General features: G+C 75.2%; 15 protein-coding genes. 8 read left to right on the top strand and 7 right to left on the bottom strand.

Annotated features, from left to right (window positions below; all coding sequences use genetic code 11):
- Window positions 1-72 precede the first annotated feature (72 nt).
- Together EDD28_RS10055 and EDD28_RS10050 are read right to left on the bottom strand one after the other, a co-directional pair.
- Entirely contained in the window at window positions 73-846 is a 774-nt protein-coding gene (locus EDD28_RS10055) for a metallophosphoesterase family protein (RefSeq protein ID WP_123739485.1), read from the bottom strand.
- The gene (locus EDD28_RS10050) at window positions 843-1,196 is read right to left on the bottom strand and encodes a hypothetical protein (RefSeq protein ID WP_123739484.1); all 354 of its coding nucleotides are present in this window, start codon (window positions 1,194-1,196) and stop codon (window positions 843-845) included. Before EDD28_RS10050 ends, EDD28_RS10055 begins: the two co-directional genes overlap by 4 nt.
- 302 nt (window positions 1,197-1,498) lie before the next feature.
- Between EDD28_RS10050 and EDD28_RS10045 the strand changes: the two genes are divergently transcribed.
- Both EDD28_RS10045 and EDD28_RS10040 read left to right on the top strand, forming a co-directional pair.
- Window positions 1,499-2,593 carry a 3-deoxy-7-phosphoheptulonate synthase gene (locus EDD28_RS10045; RefSeq protein WP_123739483.1) on the top strand — a complete coding sequence of 365 codons (1,095 nt, stop codon included), beginning with the start codon at window positions 1,499-1,501 and terminating at the stop codon, window positions 2,591-2,593.
- 128 nt (window positions 2,594-2,721) lie between these two features.
- The gene (locus EDD28_RS10040; protein WP_123739482.1) at window positions 2,722-3,789 is read left to right on the top strand and encodes an Rv2578c family radical SAM protein; all 1,068 of its coding nucleotides are present in this window, start codon (window positions 2,722-2,724) and stop codon (window positions 3,787-3,789) included.
- Window positions 3,790-3,805: 16 nt separating this feature from the next.
- Here the strand turns inward: EDD28_RS10040 and EDD28_RS10035 are convergent, their stop codons facing one another.
- Both EDD28_RS10035 and EDD28_RS10030 read right to left on the bottom strand, forming a co-directional pair.
- Entirely contained in the window at window positions 3,806-4,498 is a 693-nt protein-coding gene (locus EDD28_RS10035) for a LuxR C-terminal-related transcriptional regulator (protein ID WP_123739481.1), read from the bottom strand.
- Window positions 4,495-6,039: an ATP-binding protein gene (locus tag EDD28_RS10030; protein ID WP_245967991.1), complete on the bottom strand. Its 1,545-nt coding sequence runs from the start codon at window positions 6,037-6,039 to the stop codon at window positions 4,495-4,497. The genes EDD28_RS10035 and EDD28_RS10030 overlap by 4 nt, the downstream gene beginning before the upstream one ends.
- A 177-nt stretch (window positions 6,040-6,216) precedes the next feature.
- Between EDD28_RS10030 and EDD28_RS10025 the strand changes: the two genes are divergently transcribed.
- Both EDD28_RS10025 and EDD28_RS17155 read left to right on the top strand, forming a co-directional pair.
- Complete coding sequence (locus EDD28_RS10025; RefSeq protein WP_123739479.1) at window positions 6,217-7,623, top strand: PspC domain-containing protein; 1,407 nt, start codon at window positions 6,217-6,219, stop codon at window positions 7,621-7,623.
- Window positions 7,620-7,988: a hypothetical protein gene (locus EDD28_RS17155; protein WP_148059588.1), complete on the top strand. Its 369-nt coding sequence runs from the start codon at window positions 7,620-7,622 to the stop codon at window positions 7,986-7,988. Before EDD28_RS10025 ends, EDD28_RS17155 begins: the two co-directional genes overlap by 4 nt.
- A gap of 71 nt (window positions 7,989-8,059) precedes the next feature.
- On the opposite strand, the gene EDD28_RS10015 is transcribed toward EDD28_RS17155, so the two are convergent.
- Genes EDD28_RS10015 through EDD28_RS10005 form a run of 3 tightly spaced genes read right to left on the bottom strand, consistent with a single transcriptional unit; the run spans window position 8,060 to window position 11,395 of the window.
- Complete coding sequence (locus EDD28_RS10015) at window positions 8,060-9,247, bottom strand: glycosyltransferase family 4 protein (protein ID WP_123739477.1); 1,188 nt, start codon at window positions 9,245-9,247, stop codon at window positions 8,060-8,062.
- Between the two features lie 49 nt (window positions 9,248-9,296).
- Complete coding sequence (gene guaA / locus EDD28_RS10010) at window positions 9,297-10,937, bottom strand: glutamine-hydrolyzing GMP synthase (RefSeq protein ID WP_123739476.1); 1,641 nt, start codon at window positions 10,935-10,937, stop codon at window positions 9,297-9,299.
- A gap of 38 nt (window positions 10,938-10,975) precedes the next feature.
- Complete coding sequence (locus EDD28_RS10005; RefSeq protein ID WP_123739475.1) at window positions 10,976-11,395, bottom strand: DUF3817 domain-containing protein; 420 nt, start codon at window positions 11,393-11,395, stop codon at window positions 10,976-10,978.
- Between the two features lie 95 nt (window positions 11,396-11,490).
- Here EDD28_RS10005 and EDD28_RS10000 point away from each other — a divergent pair, with 95 nt between their 5' ends.
- The 4 genes from EDD28_RS10000 to EDD28_RS09985 all read left to right on the top strand — a co-directional run bounded on the left by EDD28_RS10000 (window position 11,491) and on the right by EDD28_RS09985 (window position 17,316).
- On the top strand, window positions 11,491-12,471 hold the full coding sequence (locus EDD28_RS10000) for a hypothetical protein (RefSeq protein ID WP_123739474.1): 981 nt from the start codon (window positions 11,491-11,493) through the stop codon (window positions 12,469-12,471).
- Between the two features lie 200 nt (window positions 12,472-12,671).
- Window positions 12,672-14,630, top strand: coding sequence for an ABC transporter ATP-binding protein (locus tag EDD28_RS09995; RefSeq protein ID WP_245967990.1), 1,959 nt, complete (start codon window positions 12,672-12,674; stop codon window positions 14,628-14,630).
- The gene (locus EDD28_RS09990) at window positions 14,627-16,402 is read left to right on the top strand and encodes an ABC transporter ATP-binding protein (RefSeq protein WP_245967989.1); all 1,776 of its coding nucleotides are present in this window, start codon (window positions 14,627-14,629) and stop codon (window positions 16,400-16,402) included. Before EDD28_RS09995 ends, EDD28_RS09990 begins: the two co-directional genes overlap by 4 nt.
- A 38-nt stretch (window positions 16,403-16,440) precedes the next feature.
- Window positions 16,441-17,316: an SURF1 family protein gene (locus EDD28_RS09985; protein WP_123739472.1), complete on the top strand. Its 876-nt coding sequence runs from the start codon at window positions 16,441-16,443 to the stop codon at window positions 17,314-17,316.
- The last annotated feature ends 63 nt before the right edge of the window (window positions 17,317-17,379 follow it).

Here is a 17,379-nt window from a genome sequence, read left to right as displayed (position 1 = left end):
CCCGCCGGCCCGCTCGGCCCCACCGACCCCGACCCCGGCCGGCACCGCATCGCGCGGTGCCGGCCGGATCCGTCAGGGCTGGCGGGAGCGGTAGACGGCGGTGCGCAGCTCGACGGCCCACACCTCGCGGGTCGGCATCCGCAGCTCGTGCGCCACGGCGATCTCGGCCTCCACGTCGTAGGGCACCCGGACGAACCGGATCTCGAACGGCGCCGGCGCCGGTCCGGGTGTCCCTTCGAGGACGACGTAGCTCGGCGTCGGCTCGTCGAGCGGGTTCCCGACGCTCCCCACGTTGAACAGGGTCCGCCCGTCGACCGTCTCGAGGTAGGCGTCGTGGATGTCGGCGTACCCGACGACGTCCGGCTCCGGCCCGTCGCCCGTCATCTCGGTGTTGACGAACATGCCGGCGAACTGCTCCGGCGTGTGGTGGGCGTGCACCCGGACGTGCGGGCTCGTGGCGGAGGCGTGGAACAGGCGGATCCGCCGCCCGCTCAGCTCCAGGTCGTGGCTGAGCGGCAGCGAGACCAGCCAGGCGCGACTCTCGGGCGAGAGCTCGTCGCGCCACCAGCGCAGCTCCTCGGGAGCGTCGTCGGGCTGACCGGGGAGGAAGTCGTCCCAGTTGCCGCGGACGTTCACCTCGCAGGCCCGGCGGCACAGCCGGACGGCCGCCTCGCCGCGCGGGCCCTTGCCGACGGTGTCGCCGAGGTTGACGATCCGGTCGATCCCGCGCCGCTCGATGTCGGCGAGGACGGCCGCCAGGGCGGTGACGTTGCCGTGGACGTCCGAGACGACCGCGATGCGGGTCGGCGCGGGGCTGGCCGGCGCGGCTGGGTCGGCCGGGGTCATCGCCAGAGGACGGCGATGGCGACGTTGACGACGATCAGCCCCGCCATCGCCCCGAGGTAGCCCCTGGTCACCTTCTCGGGCCGGTTCTTCCCGACGATCCCCATCGCGACGACGACGAGCGCGATGACGAGCTTGACGCCGATCTTGGCGTAGTCGAGCGGGTGGTACCAGGTGTCGGAGGCCATGCCGGCGAACGCCGCGAAGAGCAGACCCGTCGCCAGCGCCAGGTACAGCCCGTGCAGCACGCCGCCCGCGATCTTCGGCTCCTTCATCGAGACGAGGATCCCGCCGAGCGCGATGGCCCAGCCGAGGAGGTGCAGGACGACGAGGACTCCGACGACGGTGCTCATGAGATGACGGTACGTCGCGAATCCCGACCCGTCAGGCGAGTCGAGCCTTACCCGGCGCGGGGCAGCCGGAGGCACTTCGAGCCACCGCTGGCCGCCGAACCGCCCGGGGTGGGCTAGCCTGCTCTGCGTGATCACGCGTTGGTACGTCTATGTCGAGTCGGCTCTGGAGGGGCCGGCGCCGATCTAGCGCCCACCATCACCTTCAGAGCCGACGGGGCAGAGCTGATGCTCTGCCCCTCGCCGTATGGCGGGCTCTGCGTCGGGTCCGCCTGCCACCACCAGCACGACAGCAGGACGGGACCATGACCAGCACGCGCACCACCGGCACCGACACGACCTCCGACGTCCACGTCGCCGCCTTCACCCCTCTTCCGAGCCCGGCCAGCGTCGCCGCCGACCTCCCGGTCGACCACGAGCGCGCGGCGTTCGTCGCGCGCACCAGGGACGAGGTGCGCGCCGTCATGACGCGGGCCGACGACCGGCTGCTCGCCGTCGTCGGCCCGTGCTCCATCCACGACCCGGCGGCCGGGCTCGACTACGCGGCGCGCCTCGCGCGCGAGGCGCGCCGGCACCGCGAGGACCTCCTCGTCGTCATGCGGACGTACTTCGAGAAGCCCCGCACGACGGTCGGCTGGAAGGGCCTCATCAACGACCCCCACCTCGACGGGAGCCACGACATCGAGGCCGGGCTGCGGCTCGCCCGGGCGTTCCTGCGCGACGTCACCGCGCTCGGCGTGCCGTGCGGGACCGAGTTCCTCGAGCCGATCAGCCCGCAGTACACGGCCGACCTCGTCGCGTGGGGCGCGATCGGCGCGCGCACGACGGAGAGCCAGATCCACCGCCAGCTCGCGTCCGGCCTGTCGATGCCGATCGGGTTCAAGAACGGGACGGACGGCGGGCTCCAGGTCGCGCTCGACGCGGCCGTCGCCGCGGCGGCCCCGCAGAGCTTCCTCGGGATCGGCGCCGACGGACGCGCCAGCCTCGTCACGACGACCGGCAACCCGGACACGTCCGTCATCCTGCGCGGCGGCGCCGACGGGCCCAACTACGCCACCGAGCACGTGCTGGCGGCGTCCCGGATGCTCGCCGACGCCGGTCTCGTCGACCGGGTGGTGGTCGACGCCAGCCACGGCAACAGCGGCAAGGACCACGTCCGTCAGGCGCGGGTCGCGGCGGAGCTCGCGGAGCAGGTCGCGGCCGACGAGCCGATCGCCGGGCTCATGCTCGAGAGCCACCTCGTCGCCGGCGCGCAGCCGCTGGACGTGACCGCCGGACCGGCCGGGCTGGTCTACGGCCAGAGCGTGACGGACGCGTGCCTCGGCTGGGAGGCGACGGTCGAGGCGCTCGACGTGCTCGCGGAGGCGGTCAGCGAACGACGCGCTCGCGCTCGCGGGTAGGGGGACCGCGGATGGGGGACTGTCCTCGTACTGGTGTTCCCATCCGCCAACCGCGTGGATGTCGGACCCCGGGGGCAGCATGGCCACCCTCGCGGGGTCGAGGGAACCACGCGGGACGGAGGTCGGCGATGAGATGGAGCGCGCAGGAGCTCGCCCCCGCGCGGGACGGCGAGTCGGCGCCGGTGTCCGACGGGGCGCTGCCCGGGCTCGACCTGGCGCGGGTCGCTCCGATGCCCGGCCACCTGCGCACGGTGCGCCCGCCCGAGTTCCCCGGCATCACGTTCCACGAGGTCGTGGCCAAGAGCGCGCTCAACCGCGTCCCCGCGGCGTCGGCGATGCCGTTCCGATGGACGATCAACCCCTACCGGGGCTGCTCGCACGCGTGCGTCTACTGCTTCGCCCGCGGGTCGCACCGCTACCTCGACCTGGACGCCGGGCGCGACTTCGACTCGCAGATCGTCGTCAAGGTCAACGTCGCCGACGTGCTGCGGCGGGAGCTCGGGCGGCCGTCCTGGTCGCCCGAGCACGTCGCGCTCGGCACGAACACCGACCCCTACCAGCGCGCCGAGGGTCGCTACCGCCTCATGCCCGGCATCATCGCGGCGCTGACCGAGCGCCGCACGCCGTTCTCGATCCTCACCAAGGGCACGCTGCTGCGCCGGGACCTGCCGCTGCTGGCCGAGGCGGCGGGGCGCGTCCGCGTCCACCTCTCGATGTCCATCGCGATCGGCGACCCCGCCCTCCAGCAGCTCGTCGAGCCGGGGACGCCGACCACGGCCGCGCGGCTCGCCACCGTCGCCGCCGCGCGCGAGGCCGGGCTCGACTGCGACGTCTTCGTCATGCCGATCCTGCCGTTCCTCACCGACTCGACGGCCCAGCTGCGCCGGCTGCTCCTCGACGTCCGAGACGCCGGGGCGCAGTCGGTCGTCTACGGCGCCCTGCACCTGCGCGAGCACGTGAAGCCCTGGTTCTTCGCCTGGCTCGAGCGGACCCGCCCCGACCTCGTCCCGCGCTACCGGCAGCTCTACCCGGGGCGGACGAGCCAGGCCGACCGCGGCTACCGCGCCGAGCTCGCCGGTCGGGTCCGTCCCCTGCTGCGCCAGCTCGGCCTGGACCGCTCCTCCGACCGCTCGCGGGGACTGGCGCGACCGGAGCCGACGGTCCCGGGCGAGCCGGTCGCACCGACCCTGTTCTGAGGGCGTCGCGGGGACGTCAGAGGAGGCGGCGCTGCGCCGCCCAGCGGGTGAGCTCGTGGCGCGAGGAGAGCTGGAGCTTGCGCAGGACGGCCGACACGTGGGTCTCGACCGTCTTGACCGAGATGAACAGCTCGGCGCCGACCTCGCGGTAGGAGCGTCCGCGCGCGATGAGTCGCATGACCTCGCGCTCGCGAGCCGTGAGCCGGTCGAGCTCGTCGTCGTCGACCTCGACCTCGCCCGGGCCGGCGGCGCCGAACGCGTCGAGCACGAACCCGGCCAGCCGCGGGGAGAACACGGCGTCGCCACCGGCCACGCGCGCGACGGCGTCGACGAGCGCCGCCGGTGTGATCGACTTGGTCACGTACCCGCGCGCACCGGCGCGGATGACGGCCACGACGTCCTCCGCCGCGTCGGACACCGAGAGCGCGAGGAACCGCGTCCCCGGCGCGAGGTCGACGCAGGCCCGCGCCACCTCGGCGCCACCCCCGCCCTCGCCGCCGGGCAGGTGGACGTCGAGCAGGACGACCGCCGGCCGCGTCCGGCGGACCACCGCGATCGCGTCGGGCACGTCGGCGGCCTCCCCGACGACGCGGATGCCCGGACCGAGGCTGGCCCGGACCCCGGCGCGGAACATGTCGTGGTCGTCGACGAGGACGACGCTCACCGGCTCGCCCGCGGCACCCACCGCGCCGCTCGCTGACTCGCTCATGATGCCGCGGCCTCCTGACTGCGTTGACTGCTGCTGCTCTGACCGCTGCCGTGACCGGCACCGCCCTGGCCGGCGCCCTGACCCTGGTGCTTCGGCGACTCGGGATCAGCCTGCCGCCTCGGGAGGTACAGGCGCACCTCCGTCCCGCCGTCGGCCATCGCGACGACGCTCGCGTCACCGCCGCGCCGGCGCACCCGCCCGATGATCGACTCACGCACGCCGAACCGGTCGAGCGGCACGTGGTCGAGGTCGAACCCGTCGCCGTGGTCGCGGACGGAGACCTCGACCCCGTCGTCTGACGCCTCGACGTAGACCGCGATGGGCGAGGCGCCGTGGGCCACGGCGTTGAGCAGGGCCTCCCGCGTCGCCTGCAGCAGCGCGTGCGTCCCCTCGTCCGGCACGACGTCGCCGACGACGACCGTCTCGACCTCGGGCGCGCTGCCGTCGGCGTGCGTGCGGGTGTCCTCGACGAGCGCCACCATCTCGCGCACCTGCTGCGCGACGGACGTGGCCGCCGGCGCGCGGTCGTCGTACAGCCAGGCGCGCAGGTCGCGCTCCTGGGCGCGGGCCAGGCGGATCACCTCGGGCTCCGTCGAGCGGGTCTTGATGAGGGCGAGGGTCTGGAGCACGGAGTCGTGCAGGTGCGCCGCGATGTCCGCGCGCTCGGCCTCGCGCTCGCGCTCGGCCCGCGCGTCGCCGAGCTCGCGGACCAGCCGGAGCCACCACGGCGCGAGCACGAGCGCGACGCCGGCCAGCACGGCGACGGCGGCGAGCGCCGACTGGACGACGACGACCGGCTCCGCGCGCTGGCCGACGAGCAGGACGATCGCGGTCGCGGCGATCGCGACGCCACCGACCAGGCGGAGCACGCGCACCCGCCCGGTCGTCTGCTGACCGCGCCGCGCGTCGAGCTCGCCCCACACGAGGGCCGCCCCGGCGACGAGGAGCAGCGCCGGGATGATCCAGCCCTGCACCGGCGGCGCGCCGAGGCGCGAGGCGACGAGGACCGCCGCGACGGCGAGCAGGCCGAGCGCGACGACGATGTCGCCGACGCGGAGCGTGCGGCCCTGGCTCTGCCGCAGCGGCCGGGCGAGCCGCGCCATGACCGTCGGCCGGTCGCTGCCCGGCGAGCGGTCGCCCTCCTCCGGCAGCGTGAGCCACCAGAACGCGTACCCGACGACGCCGATGCCCAGGAGCGGGGTCAGCGCGACGAAGCCGAGGCGGACGAGCCAGACGTCGATCCCGAGGTGGCGCGCGAGCCCGGCCGCGACGCCGCCGACCCAGCGCCCCCGGCGCGGGCGGACGAGCGGGGGGCGCTGCGGCGACGGAGTCGGCGACGTCGGGTCCGTGCCAGGGACGGGCGCCGTCGGGTCCGGGACCGGCGTCGTCGGCGTCGCCGCGGTCGCGTGGGTCGGCGGGGTCGCGGATGCGGCCGGCGACGAGGCCCCGGGCTCGGCGGTCGACCGGTCGCCGTGCGGGCGGGCGGGCGTCGCCCCGGCACTCGCCTGGGCAGCCCGCGGCTCGGGTGCTGACTCGGTCACCATGGGATCGTCGCACGGACGCCCGGCACCGACCAGGCCGCGGCGGCCCGGCCGCCCGATCCCAGGGTCGAGACCAGGGGGAACCCTGAGACGCCGCCGCCCACCGGCCCTCGCCGGGCCCGAGAATCCGGGGGTCCCCCCATAGCGGCGGCCTCGTCGTCCCGGCAGGCTGGAGGCATGTCCCAGAACACCACCCCCGACAGCCAGGTGCCGCCGTCCCCCGGCCAGCCGCACCCGTCGCAACAGCCGCAGCGCGACGGCCGCGAGACGCTCGCCCCGATCTGGCGCTGGGCGCGCGGTCTCGGCATCACGCGCTCCTCCGACCGCTGGGTCGGCGGCGTCGCGGGCGGGGTCGCCACGCGGCTCGGGCTCGACCCGCTGCTGGTGCGCGGCCTCTTCGTCGTGGCAGCGATGCTCGGCGGCGTCGGCTTCATCGCCTACGCCATCGCCTGGGCGCTGCTGCCCGAGCCCGACGGCCGGATCCACGCGGAGGAGGCGGTCAAGGGCACCTTCGACCAGGCGGACCTCGGCATCGTCGTCTTCCTGCTCATCGGCCTCGACCCGTTCGACGTTGGCAGCTCCGGCGCGTGGGTGTGGGGCATCGGCAAGGGCCTCGGCTGGATCGCGCTCATCACGCTCGCCGTCTGGCTCTGGTCGCAGCACCGGCCGACGTCGGGCGGCGCCCAGCCGGGCCCGGCCCAGCCGGGTGCACCGTCGAGCGACCCGTCCGGCACGTCGGCGGCCTCCGGCACGACCGGCGACCCGTCCGCCCCGTGGGGCACCCCCGAGTCGCCGGTCCCCGCCGCGTCCGGCCCCGTGGCGTCGTTCGCGACCGCCACCGGCGTCCACGACGCGGGGTTCGGGCCGGCCGCCCCGCCCGCGGCCGTCGCGGCGCCGCGCCCGCCCAAGCCCCCCAAGGCCCCGAAGCCGCGCACCGCCCCGAACCCGGCGTACGTCGCCTCGGTCGTCGGTCTCGCGGGCATCACGGCCGCCGCTCTGCTCATCGCCGACCGCACCGGCGCGATCTCGGTGAGCGCGTTGCTCGTCCTCGCGGTCGTGCTCGGCGTGCTCGGCCTCGGCATCGTGCTCGCCGGGCTGGCCGGACGGCGCGGCGGGCTGCTGAGCCTGCTCGCCGTCGTCGGGCTCATCGCCGTGCCGGCGGCGGCGAACAGCGCGCTCGGCTGGGAGTGGGACGCGTCCGGCGTCACGGTCGCCGGCACCGCCGACTGGACCCCGGTCACGGCGCGCGAGGCGAGCGACGGCCTCAAGATCGTCGCCGGGCACGCCGAGGTCGACCTCACGCAGATCCCGCTGCCCCCGGTCGGCGCCGAGCCGGTCACGGTCCCCGTGCACGTGACGGCCGGCGACGCGGTCATCACGGTGCCCGAGGGCGTATCCGTCCTGCTCGACGTCGACGTGTTCGCCGGCTCGGCCGACTGGGACGTCGACGGCGTCAGCGGCTCGGCGAACGACGGGCTGCGGAGCCAGGCGTCCGTGCCGTTCGGGCCGGACGGCGAACCGAGGCTCGTCATCGACCTGTCGGTCGGTGCGGGCGACGCGACGATCCAGGGAGCGGCATCATGAGCACCCAGCCGACACCCGAGAACCGGCCGACGCCGCTCGGTCAGCCGATGCCGGCCGAGCCGACCGGCGCGGACGCCACCGCGACCGCGCCCGTGCCGCCCGTTCAGCCGAGCCCCTCGGCGCAGCCCGACCCATCGATCCAGCCGGCCCAGCCCGACCCGTCGACGCTGCCCGACCCGCTCCCCCGCGGGCCGCGGATCGGGACGGTCGTGTGGGGCGTGCTCGTCATCCTCGCCGCCGCCTACCTCGTCATGGCGGTGCTGGGGCGGCGGGTCGACGTGCAGCTCGCGGCCATCGTCGCGCTCGCCGCGACGGGCGTCGCACTGCTCCTCGCCGCGATCGTGAGCGCGGTCCGCCGCCGCTGACGGGCTGCCCCGCCGGACGACCCGCGAGGTCGTCCTCGTCGGCCCGCCTCCGTGATCGGGGCGGTCCGGCGTCAGGGTCGCGGCCGGAACCGGACGAGTCGGCGGGCGCGGGAGTACTCCCGCTCGGCGGCGGCGAGCACGTCGTCCCACCCCGCCGCCGGTCGGTGCTCACGAGCGTTCCGGCGCAGCCGCGCGGCCAGCCCCGGCGTCGTGAGGAGACTCGCGACGGCCCGGGCGAGCCCCGCGTCGTCCTTGGCGATCAGACCGTCGACACCGTCCGTGACGAACGACGTGATGCCCGTCCCGTCGAGCGCGACGACCGGCAGCCCGGACGCGCGCGCCTCGAGCGCCGCGATGCCGAAGGCCTCGAGCCGGGCGACGGACAGGAACACGTCCTGGTCGGCGTACAGCCGTGCCAGCTCACCGCGCGGGACGCGCCCCAGCAGGTCGACGTCACCCGCGACGCCGCGCGACTGCGCGTGCCGGCGCACCCGAGCGAGGTCGGGGCCGTCCCCGGCGATCGTCAGCCTCACGGCACCCGCGCCGAGCTCGGCGAGCACGGCCGCGAGCACGTCGACGAGCTCCGTCGTGCGCTTGCGCGGGGCGACGCGCTGCGTCGCGACGATCCGCAGCGGGCGCACGGGGAGGCCGTCCTCGTCACCCGGGCCGCCCGCGTCGGCGCCGTCCGTCGGCGCCCACGCGTCGAGGTCGAGCCCGTTCGGCAGGATGCCGACCTCGGCGGGGCGGCCCTCGACCGGGAACGCCTCCCCGACGCGCGCCGCCGCGACGTCGCTGACCGCGGACAGCGCGGCGCTCTCCCCGTCCCAGCCGAGCAGGCGCGCGCCCGCGCGCAGGGGGCGCTCGACGCCGTCGAGCATGCAGTGCCAGGTGATCGCAAGCGGCAGGTCGGCGGCCCGCGCGGCCCGCGCCCCCTGGAACGCGAAGGGCGAGACGACGCCGGCCTGGACGTGGACGACGTCGGGCCGGAGCTCGGCCATGGCGCGCGCGAGGAGCGTGCGGCCGCGCGGGTGGACCGGCAGACCCGCGACGTAGCGCGAGGCGATCCGGTGGACGGTGACGCCGTCGGGGGTCACGACGACCTCGCGGTACCGGTCGGGCGTGCCCGCCGGGGCGGCGGTCGCCGTCAGGACGTGGACGTCGTGCCCGGCGCGCGCCTGGTGGGCCGCGAGGTCGCCGACCTGGGTCTCGATCCCGCCGACCCGCGGGGCGAAGCAGTCGGAGACGTGGACGATCCTCATGGCAGCCCGGCCGTGTCCCAGCCCACCCGGCTCACCCGCCGACGGCGGGCTACTCCCACTCGATCGTCGCGGGCGGCTTGCTCGTGACGTCGAGCACCACGCGGTTGACGTCGGCAACCTCGTTGGTGATGCGGGTGGAGATGCGGGCGAGGACGTCGTACGGGACGCGGGTCCAGTCGGCCGTCATCGCGTCCTCGGAGGAGACCGGGCGCAGCACGACCGGGTGACCGTAGGTGCGGCCGTCACCCTGCACCCCGACCGAGCGGACGTCGGCGAGCAGCACGACCGGGCACTGCCAGATGTCCCGGTCGAGCCCGGCGGCGGTCAGCTCCTCGCGGGCGATCAGGTCGGCGGCCCGGAGCACGTCGAGCCGCTCGCGGGTCACCTCGCCGATGACGCGGATGCCGAGACCGGGGCCGGGGAAGGGCTGGCGCCAGACGATGACCTCCGGCACGCCGAGCTCGAGACCGACGGCCCGGACCTCGTCCTTGAACAGCTCGCGCAGCGGCTCGACGAGGGAGAACTGCAGGTCGTCCGGCAGGCCGCCGACGTTGTGGTGGCTCTTGATGTTGGCCGCGCCCTCACCGCCGCCGGACTCGACGACGTCGGGGTAGAGCGTGCCCTGGACGAGGAACTCCACGGGGTGCGCGGCGCTGTCGGCCGTGCCAGCAGCACCCGCGCCGCCGTCGACGACGTGCGCGGCCGCCACGACGTCGCGCGCGGCCTGCTCGAACACGCGGATGAACTCGCGGCCGATGATCTTGCGCTTCGTCTCCGGGTCGGTGACACCGGCGAGCGCGTCGAGGAAGCGCTCCTGGGCGTCGACCACGACGAGGTTGACACCCGTCGCCGCGACGAAGTCCTGCTCGACCTGCTCGGCCTCGCCGGCACGCAGCAGGCCGTGGTCGACGAACACGCACGTGAGCTGGTCGCCGACCGCCTTCTGGACGAGCGCGGCCGCCACGGCCGAGTCGACGCCGCCGGACAGCCCGCAGATGACGCGGGCGGCGCCGACCTGGGCGCGGATCTTCTCGACCTGGTCGGCGATGACGTTGCCGGGCGTCCAGTCGGGCGCGAGGCCGGCACCGTCGTAGAGGAACCGCTCGAGCACGGTCTGCCCGTGCTCGGAGTGGCGCACCTCGGGGTGCCACTGGACGCCGAACAGCCGCCGCCGCACATCCTCGAAGGCGGCGACGGGAGCGCCGTCGGACGTCGCGAGCACCGTGAAGCCGTCGGGCGCCGCGTGGACGGCATCGCCGTGGCTCATCCAGGTGCTCTGGTGCTCGGGGGTGCCGGCGAGCAGGACGCCGGCCTCGCAGACGTCGACGTCGGTGCCGCCGTACTCGCGCCGACCCGTCCGGGCGACCTCGCCGCCGAGGGCGGCGGCCATCGCCTGGAAGCCGTAGCAGATGCCGAGGACGGGCACCCCGGCGCCGAGGATCGCCGGGTCGAGCGCGGGGGCGCCGTCCTCGTACACCGAGGAGGGCCCGCCGGACAGGATGATCGCCGCCGGGTCGCGGGCGAGCATGTCGGCCGCGGACATCGTGTGCGGGACGATCTCGGAGTACACCCGCGCCTCGCGCACGCGCCGCGCGATGAGCTGGGCGTACTGGGCGCCGAAGTCGACGACGAGGACGGGGCGGTGGCTCGAGGCCTGCGGGACGGCCGGAGCCGACGGGGTCTGCGTCACGGCACCAAGGATAGGCGGCGCCGGCGGCCCGCCGGCGCTCAGGGCGATGCGGGGTAGGCGGTCCGCTCGACGAGCGGCCAGCGCGCGGCCCGCGCCTCGACCACGAACGACAGCACCGGGACGATGCCGCCGAGGATCATGACGACGAGCCGGCCGAAGCCCCACCGCGCGGCGCTCCAGATCTGCAGGCAGGTGGCCGCGTAGACGACGTAGATCCAGCCGTGCACGATCGCGATCCAGTTCCCGATGACCGGCTGGTCCTGGCCGTTGACCTGCAGGACGTACTTGAGGACCATCTCGACGCACAGCAGGAGCAGGAACGTTCCCGTCACCCACGCCATCACCTTGTACCGGGTGAAGGCGGCACGGGTCGGCTCCGCCGTCGAGGCCGGCGGCGCGTCCGTCGCGGGCGTCTGGGGCGGTTCGGGGGTCTCGGGTGCGCTGGCGGCGCTCGTCATCTCGGGTCCTTCGCGGGGCAGTGGGACGAGTCGATTCTCCCCCACGCCCGGCCGGTGAGGCCCGGATCGACGCGTGGCCTGGCACAGTGGAACCCGTGACCGTCCCTCGCGCCCACGTTCGTCCCCGCAAGCGCCGCTCGTTCGTCCCCGCGCTCATCTCGATCGTCGTGACGCTCGCGGTGGCCCTCGGCGCCCTGCTCGTGTGGCAGCGCAGCCAGCAGACCGCGTGGAACGAGGAGGCGGTCGCGACGGCGAACGCCGACCTCGACGCCTGGGAGTCCGACGCGCTCGGGCTGCTCGCGACCCCGCCGATCGACCTCGCCGCGCTGGCGAGCCCGGCCGATGCCGACGGCGTCGCGGCGTTCCGCGCCGAGTGCGACCGGATCCAGACGCACGCCGCGACCGTCGCGGCCGCCGCCGCGCCCGAGGTCTCGCTCGGCAAGGTGCCCGAGGAGTTCCCCGGCCGAGCCGAGGCCCAGGCCCGCCGCACGGCCGATGCCGAGGCGCTCACGGCGTACCAGGAGCAGGTCGCGGCCGCGGCCGAGCTGGCAACGGGCTTCTGCGAGAGCTACCCGGCGATCCTCGAGGTCCAGCAGGCGCAGACGGCGGGCGTCGCGACGCTCGACGGCCTCCTCGCGGAGTGCTCGGTCTCCGACTCGGGCTGCGTCCCGGTCGAGACGGACACGTGGGGGCAGATCGCCGACGCGGTCGGGCCGGCGTACGTCGAGCCGGCGCAGCGCCGGGCCGAGCTGTTCGCCGCGGGGTGCGGCGAGGCAACCGCGGGGGTCTGCTCGCTCGTCGCCGAGCAGAGCGGTGCGCTCGTCCCGCTCTACACCGCCTACGCCGACGCGCTGCGCTCGGGTGACCGCGACGCCGTCGAGAGCGCGCGCGGCGACCTCGAGACCACGCTCACCGACCAGCAAACGGCCTTCGACCAGGCCGTGCGCGACGCGAACCCCGGCGTCGAGGTCGCCGACCCCGCCGCGACCTTCGCCTCGATGCTCGCGAGCGACGCGGCGACGATCGACGCGAACCTGGCCGCGGCCGAGACCGCGCTCCTCGCCGTCATCGGCTGACCCACCCCGGCCGGCCCGGCCGACCAGCCGGCCGCGCGCGCCGCGGTCCCGACCAGGGCCGTGAAAAAGGCTCCCGTGACCGCCGGATGACCTCGGCGTTGCCAACGCAAGACCCGCGGAACGACACGCCCCGAATCGATTCGATCGACACGCGGAAAACGACTGGCCCGATGTCGGAGGTGCCGCGTAGCGTCTCCCGCGTGCTCGACCTCTACCGTCTCCCAGCCTCCCCCGCACCGACCCGCTCGGTCGCGCGTTTCCTCCTCTGGCGCGCGCGCGAACAGCGCTGGCTCGTCGCCGCCGGGATCGCCCTCGGCATCGTCAACGCACTGACCCAGGCCGCCGCGCCGTGGATCCTCGGCCAGGTCGTCGGCGCCGGCCTGTCCAACGGCCTGTCCCGCACGCTGCTCCTGTGGTGCGGCGCGATGCTCGCCATCTGGGTCGTCCGCGCCTTCACCGGGATGCTCGCCCACCAGGTCGACGTCGCAGCGTGGCTGCGCGCGTGCCTCGGGACGGTCAGCGTCGTCGGCCGGCACGTGACCGAGACCGGCGACGCCCTGCGCCGGGAGGTCCCGACCGGCGAGGTGCTCGCCACCGTGAGCACCGACGGCCCGCGCATCGGCGAGATCTACTCGTTCCTCGGCCGCTTCCTCGGCAGCATCATCGCCTACCTCGTGGTGGCGGTCCTGCTCATGCGCTCCTCGGTCGCGCTCGGCATCGGCGTGCTCCTCGGCGTCCCGCTCGTCGCGGCCGTCCTCGCCTTCATCGTGCGCCCGCTGCAGCGTCTCCAGGGCGCCCAGCGCGAGCAGAACGGCAAGCTCACCACGCTCGGCTCGGACACCGTCTCGGGCCTGCGCATCCTGCGCGGCATCGGCGGCGAGGAGGTCTTCACGGCCCGCTACCGCCGCCAGTCGCACAAGGTGCGGGACGCCGGTGTCGCCGTCGCCGGCGTGCAGTCGCTCCTCGACGCCATGCAGGCGCTCCTGCCCGGCCTGTTCCTCGCGGTCGTCATGTGGATCGGTGCCCGGATGGCGCTGGCCGGCGACCTCAGCGTCGCCGACCTCGTCATGTTCTACGGGTTCGCCGCGTACCTGACGAACCCGCTCAGCTCCGCGACCCAGGGCATCACGTTCCTCACCCGCGCCCGCATCGCGATCCGCCGCGTCCAGCGCGTGCTCAACGTCGCACCGGCCGTCAGCGACACCGCGTCCGACGCCGCTGCCGCGGACGTCGCGGCTGACACGACCGACGGGACGGGCGCCGACCGGGCGTCCGCGTCCTCGACGCTGCCGCGCCGGGGCGAGCTCCACGACCCGGCGAGCGGCCTCACGGTCGCACCGGGCCGCACCGTCGCGCTCGTCAGCGCCGACCCGGACTCCTCGGCCGCGCTCGCCATGCGCCTCGGCCGGCTCGAGGACACCGCCGACCCGGCCGCGAGCCCCACCCTCGGGGGCGTGCCGCTGCGCTCGGTCCCCGTGGCCGAGGTGCGCGAGCGGATCGTCGTCTCCGAGGCGACGCCGACGCTGTTCACCGGCGTCCTCGCCGACGAGCTCGACTCGCGCGGCGACGGTGACAGGACCCGCGTGCGGGCCGCGCTCGCCGTGGCGGACGCCGCCGACGTCATCGACTCCGTCCCCGACGGGCTCGAGGGCCGGCTCGAGGAGAAGGGGCGCTCGCTCTCCGGTGGACAGCGTCAACGTGCCGCTCTGGCCCGCGCGCTGCTCACCGACGCGGACGTCCTCGTCCTCATCGAGCCGACGTCCGCCGTCGACGCGCACACGGAGGCCCGCATCGCGCGGTCGCTCCCGGCGTCGCGCCGGGAGCGGACGACGGTCGTCGTGACCGCGAGCCCGCTCATGCTCGACCAGATGGACGAGGTCGTGCTCCTGCAGGACGGCGTCGTGCGCGCCCGAGGCACGCACGAGCAGCTCATGGACGACGCGGAGCGCGCCGCGCGCGGCGAGGTCGACCGGCCGGGTCGCCCCGGCGGCCTGACGGCCGACCGCGGCGAGGCGGCCATCGCCTACCGGCGCGTCGTCAGCCGCTCGGTCGACGACTCCCCGGCCGAGACGCCGGGCGTCCCCGAGGACGACGCGGCCGATCCGCACCACCAGACCGACCAGACCTGCGAGAACCCCGAGGAGGTGACCGTGCGATGAGCATCACCCCGAACACCACCGCGCTCGGTGACCCGACCATGCTCCCCGTCGCCGACGGCGAGCGCCTGCGCACTCACGTCGCCGGCCTGTTCCGCGGCCACCGCGCCGGCTTCTCGCGCGTCGCGATCCTCCAGGTCGTCGCCGCGGTCGCCGGCCTCACCGGCCCGATCGTCCTCGGCCGGATGGTCGACGGCTTCCAGAACGACACGGCGACCGCCACCGGCGTCAACGTCATGATCGGCATCCTCGTCGTCGCCGTCGTGATCCAGGCCGTGACGATCCGGTTCGCGCAGCGCTCGGCCCTCGTCCTCGGCGAGACGGTCTTCGCGCAGATGCGCGAGGACTTCATCGAGACCGTGACGGCGCTGCCGCTGTCGACCATCGAGCGGGCCGGGACGGGCGACCTCGTCAGCCGCACGACGAACGACGTCGACCGCGTCCAGCACACGATCCGGTTCGGCATCCCGCGCGTCATCGTGAGCGTCGCGACGATCCTCATCACGATCGTCGTCGCCTTCGTCGTGTCCTGGCAGACCGCGATCGCGATCCTGCTCGGCGTGCCGCTCATCGTGACGGCCGTGCGCTGGTACCTCAAGCGCGCGACGCCCGCCTACCTCGAGGAGTCCCGGCGCTGGGCCGTGATGAACGGGACCTTCGCCGAGACGGTCGAGGGCGCGCGGACGGTCGAGGCGCTCGCGCTCGCCAAGCGCCGCCGCGACCGGGGCGAGTCCGACATCCGGGAGATCGCCAAGGCCGAGGCGCGGACGATGCGCCTGCGCAACGTCCTGTTCCCCTCGATCGACCTCGCGTTCGGCATCCCCGCCGTCGCGGTCCTCGTGTGGGGCGCCTGGCTCGTCGGCCAGGGCTACGTCACCGAGGGTGCCGTCGTCGTGGTCGCGATGTACGCGATGCAGCTCATGGGCCCCGTGTGGGAGCTCATCTTCTGGGTCGACGAGATCCAGGTCGCGACCGTCTCGCTCGCGCGCATCTACGGCGTCAAGGACGTCCCGGGCGACCGGGTGGCCGGCGACGACGTCCCCGCCGACGACCACGTCGTGGCCGAGGGCGTCGAGTACGCCTACCGCGAGGGCACGCCCGTGCTGCACGGCATCGACCTCGACCTCGAGGTCGGCGAGCGGCTCGCGATCGTCGGGCCCTCGGGCGCCGGCAAGTCGACGTTCGGCCGGATGCTCGCCGGCGTGCACCCCCCGACGGCCGGTCGGGTGACGGTCGGCGGCGTGCCGCTGGTCGAGCTGCCGCTGGAGGACCTGCGCCGCCAGGTCGCGCTCGTGACGCAGGAGCACCACGTCTTCGTCGGGACGCTCGCGGACAACCTCTACCTCGCCAAGCCCGAGGCGACGACCGACGAGCTGCGGGACGCGCTGGCCGCCGTCGACGCCCTCGGCTGGGCGCTCGCGCTTCCCGAGGGCCTGGAGACCGAGGTCGGCTCCGGCGGTCACGAGCTGACCCCGGCGCAGGCGCAGCAGCTCGCGCTCGCGCGGCTCGTGCTGCTCGACCCGCACACCCTCGTGCTCGACGAGGCGACGTCGCTCATCGACCCGCGCGCGGCGCGCGAGCTGGAGACGTCGCTCGGGGCCGTGCTGGCGGGCCGGACCGTCGTCGCGATCGCGCACCGGCTCTACACGGCGCACGACGCCGACCGCGTCGCCGTCATCGACGCCGGCCGGATCGCCGAGATCGGCTCGCACCACGAGCTCGTCGAGGCGGACGGCGAGTACGCCCGGCTCTGGCACAGCTGGCGCACGGAGTGACGACGGCGGTGGTGCTCTCCCGGACGTAGGCTGGCCGGGTGAGCACCACCGCGTCGGCACCGTCGGACCCGACGACGGACCCCGGCGCCGCCACCCGCCCGGGACTGCGGTCCCGGCCGACGCGACGCGAGCTCGTCGACGCGGCCCGCACCCCGCGGATGCTCGGGCTGCTCGCGATCCTCGTCGTCGCGGCGATCGTCTGCGTGCGGCTCGGCGCCTGGCAGATCGACCGCGCCTACGCCACGACCCAGGCGGCGGCGCAGGCCCAGGCGGAGGAGCTCGCCCACACGGCGGCGCGTCCGCTCGGCGAGGTCGTCGAGCCGGGGGCGCACCTCATGGGCCGCGACGTGGGCCGGCCGGTCACGGTGACGGGCGTGTTCGTCCCCGAGCTGGAGGTTCTCGTGCCCGGCCGCTCGGTCGACGGCGTCGAGGGCGACCTCGTCGTCACCCCCCTGCGGGAGACCGGCCGCGACGACCGGCCGTGGGTCGTCGTCGTGCGCGGCTTCGTCGCGACGGACGCGGCCGCCGACGCCGACGGGCGCCCCGTCGTCCCGCCGGCCCCCGCCGGCGAGGTGACGCTGCTCGGCTCGGTCGCCGCCGGCGAGGCGTACGTCCCCGCCCCCCCGCGCGAGGGTGAGGTGCCCTCGCTCTCCCCCGCGTACTTCGCCGGCGTCTGGGGACTGCCGATCTACAACGTGTACGTCGTGCAGGCGGAGGCTGACCCGGGGCTCGTCACGCTCGACCGGCCGACCCTGGAGACCGACGACGGCGGGAACCTGCGCAACCTGGCCTACGCCGCCGAGTGGTTCGTGTTCGCCGGGTTCGCGCTCGTCGTCTGGTACCGGATGGTCCGCGACGAGGCCATCGACCGCCGCCCGGCCCCGGCCGCAGCCCCGGCTCCGGACCCGCGGTAGTCCGCGCGCGGACGGCGAGGGGGCGAACGTCCCTCGTGCGAGCCGGGAAAACAGGGCAGGCTA

Source organism: Salana multivorans, assembly GCF_003751805.1.
GTDB lineage: Bacteria > Actinomycetota > Actinomycetes > Actinomycetales > Beutenbergiaceae > Salana > Salana multivorans.
This window is presented reverse-complemented; position numbering and strand designations above follow the sequence as displayed.

Bases quoted from the DNA above. Each gene is read 5' to 3' on its own strand.
- EDD28_RS10015 (WP_123739477.1), bottom strand. From the start codon at position 9,247: ATGAGGATCGTCCACGTCTCCGACTGCTTCGCCCCGCGGGTCGGCGGG.
- EDD28_RS09990 (WP_245967989.1), top strand. From the start codon at position 14,627: ATGAGCATCACCCCGAACACCACCGCGCTCGGTGACCCGACCATGCTC.
- EDD28_RS10050 (WP_123739484.1), bottom strand. From the start codon at position 1,196: ATGAGCACCGTCGTCGGAGTCCTCGTCGTCCTGCACCTCCTCGGCTGG.
- EDD28_RS10035 (WP_123739481.1), bottom strand. From the start codon at position 4,498: ATGAGCGAGTCAGCGAGCGGCGCGGTGGGTGCCGCGGGCGAGCCGGTG.
- EDD28_RS10005 (WP_123739475.1), bottom strand. From the start codon at position 11,395: ATGACGAGCGCCGCCAGCGCACCCGAGACCCCCGAACCGCCCCAGACG.
- EDD28_RS10045 (WP_123739483.1), top strand. From the start codon at position 1,499: ATGACCAGCACGCGCACCACCGGCACCGACACGACCTCCGACGTCCAC.
- EDD28_RS10040 (WP_123739482.1), top strand. From the start codon at position 2,722: ATGAGATGGAGCGCGCAGGAGCTCGCCCCCGCGCGGGACGGCGAGTCG.
- EDD28_RS17155 (WP_148059588.1), top strand. From the start codon at position 7,620: ATGAGCACCCAGCCGACACCCGAGAACCGGCCGACGCCGCTCGGTCAG.
- EDD28_RS10025 (WP_123739479.1), top strand. From the start codon at position 6,217: ATGTCCCAGAACACCACCCCCGACAGCCAGGTGCCGCCGTCCCCCGGC.
- EDD28_RS10055 (WP_123739485.1), bottom strand. From the start codon at position 846: ATGACCCCGGCCGACCCAGCCGCGCCGGCCAGCCCCGCGCCGACCCGC.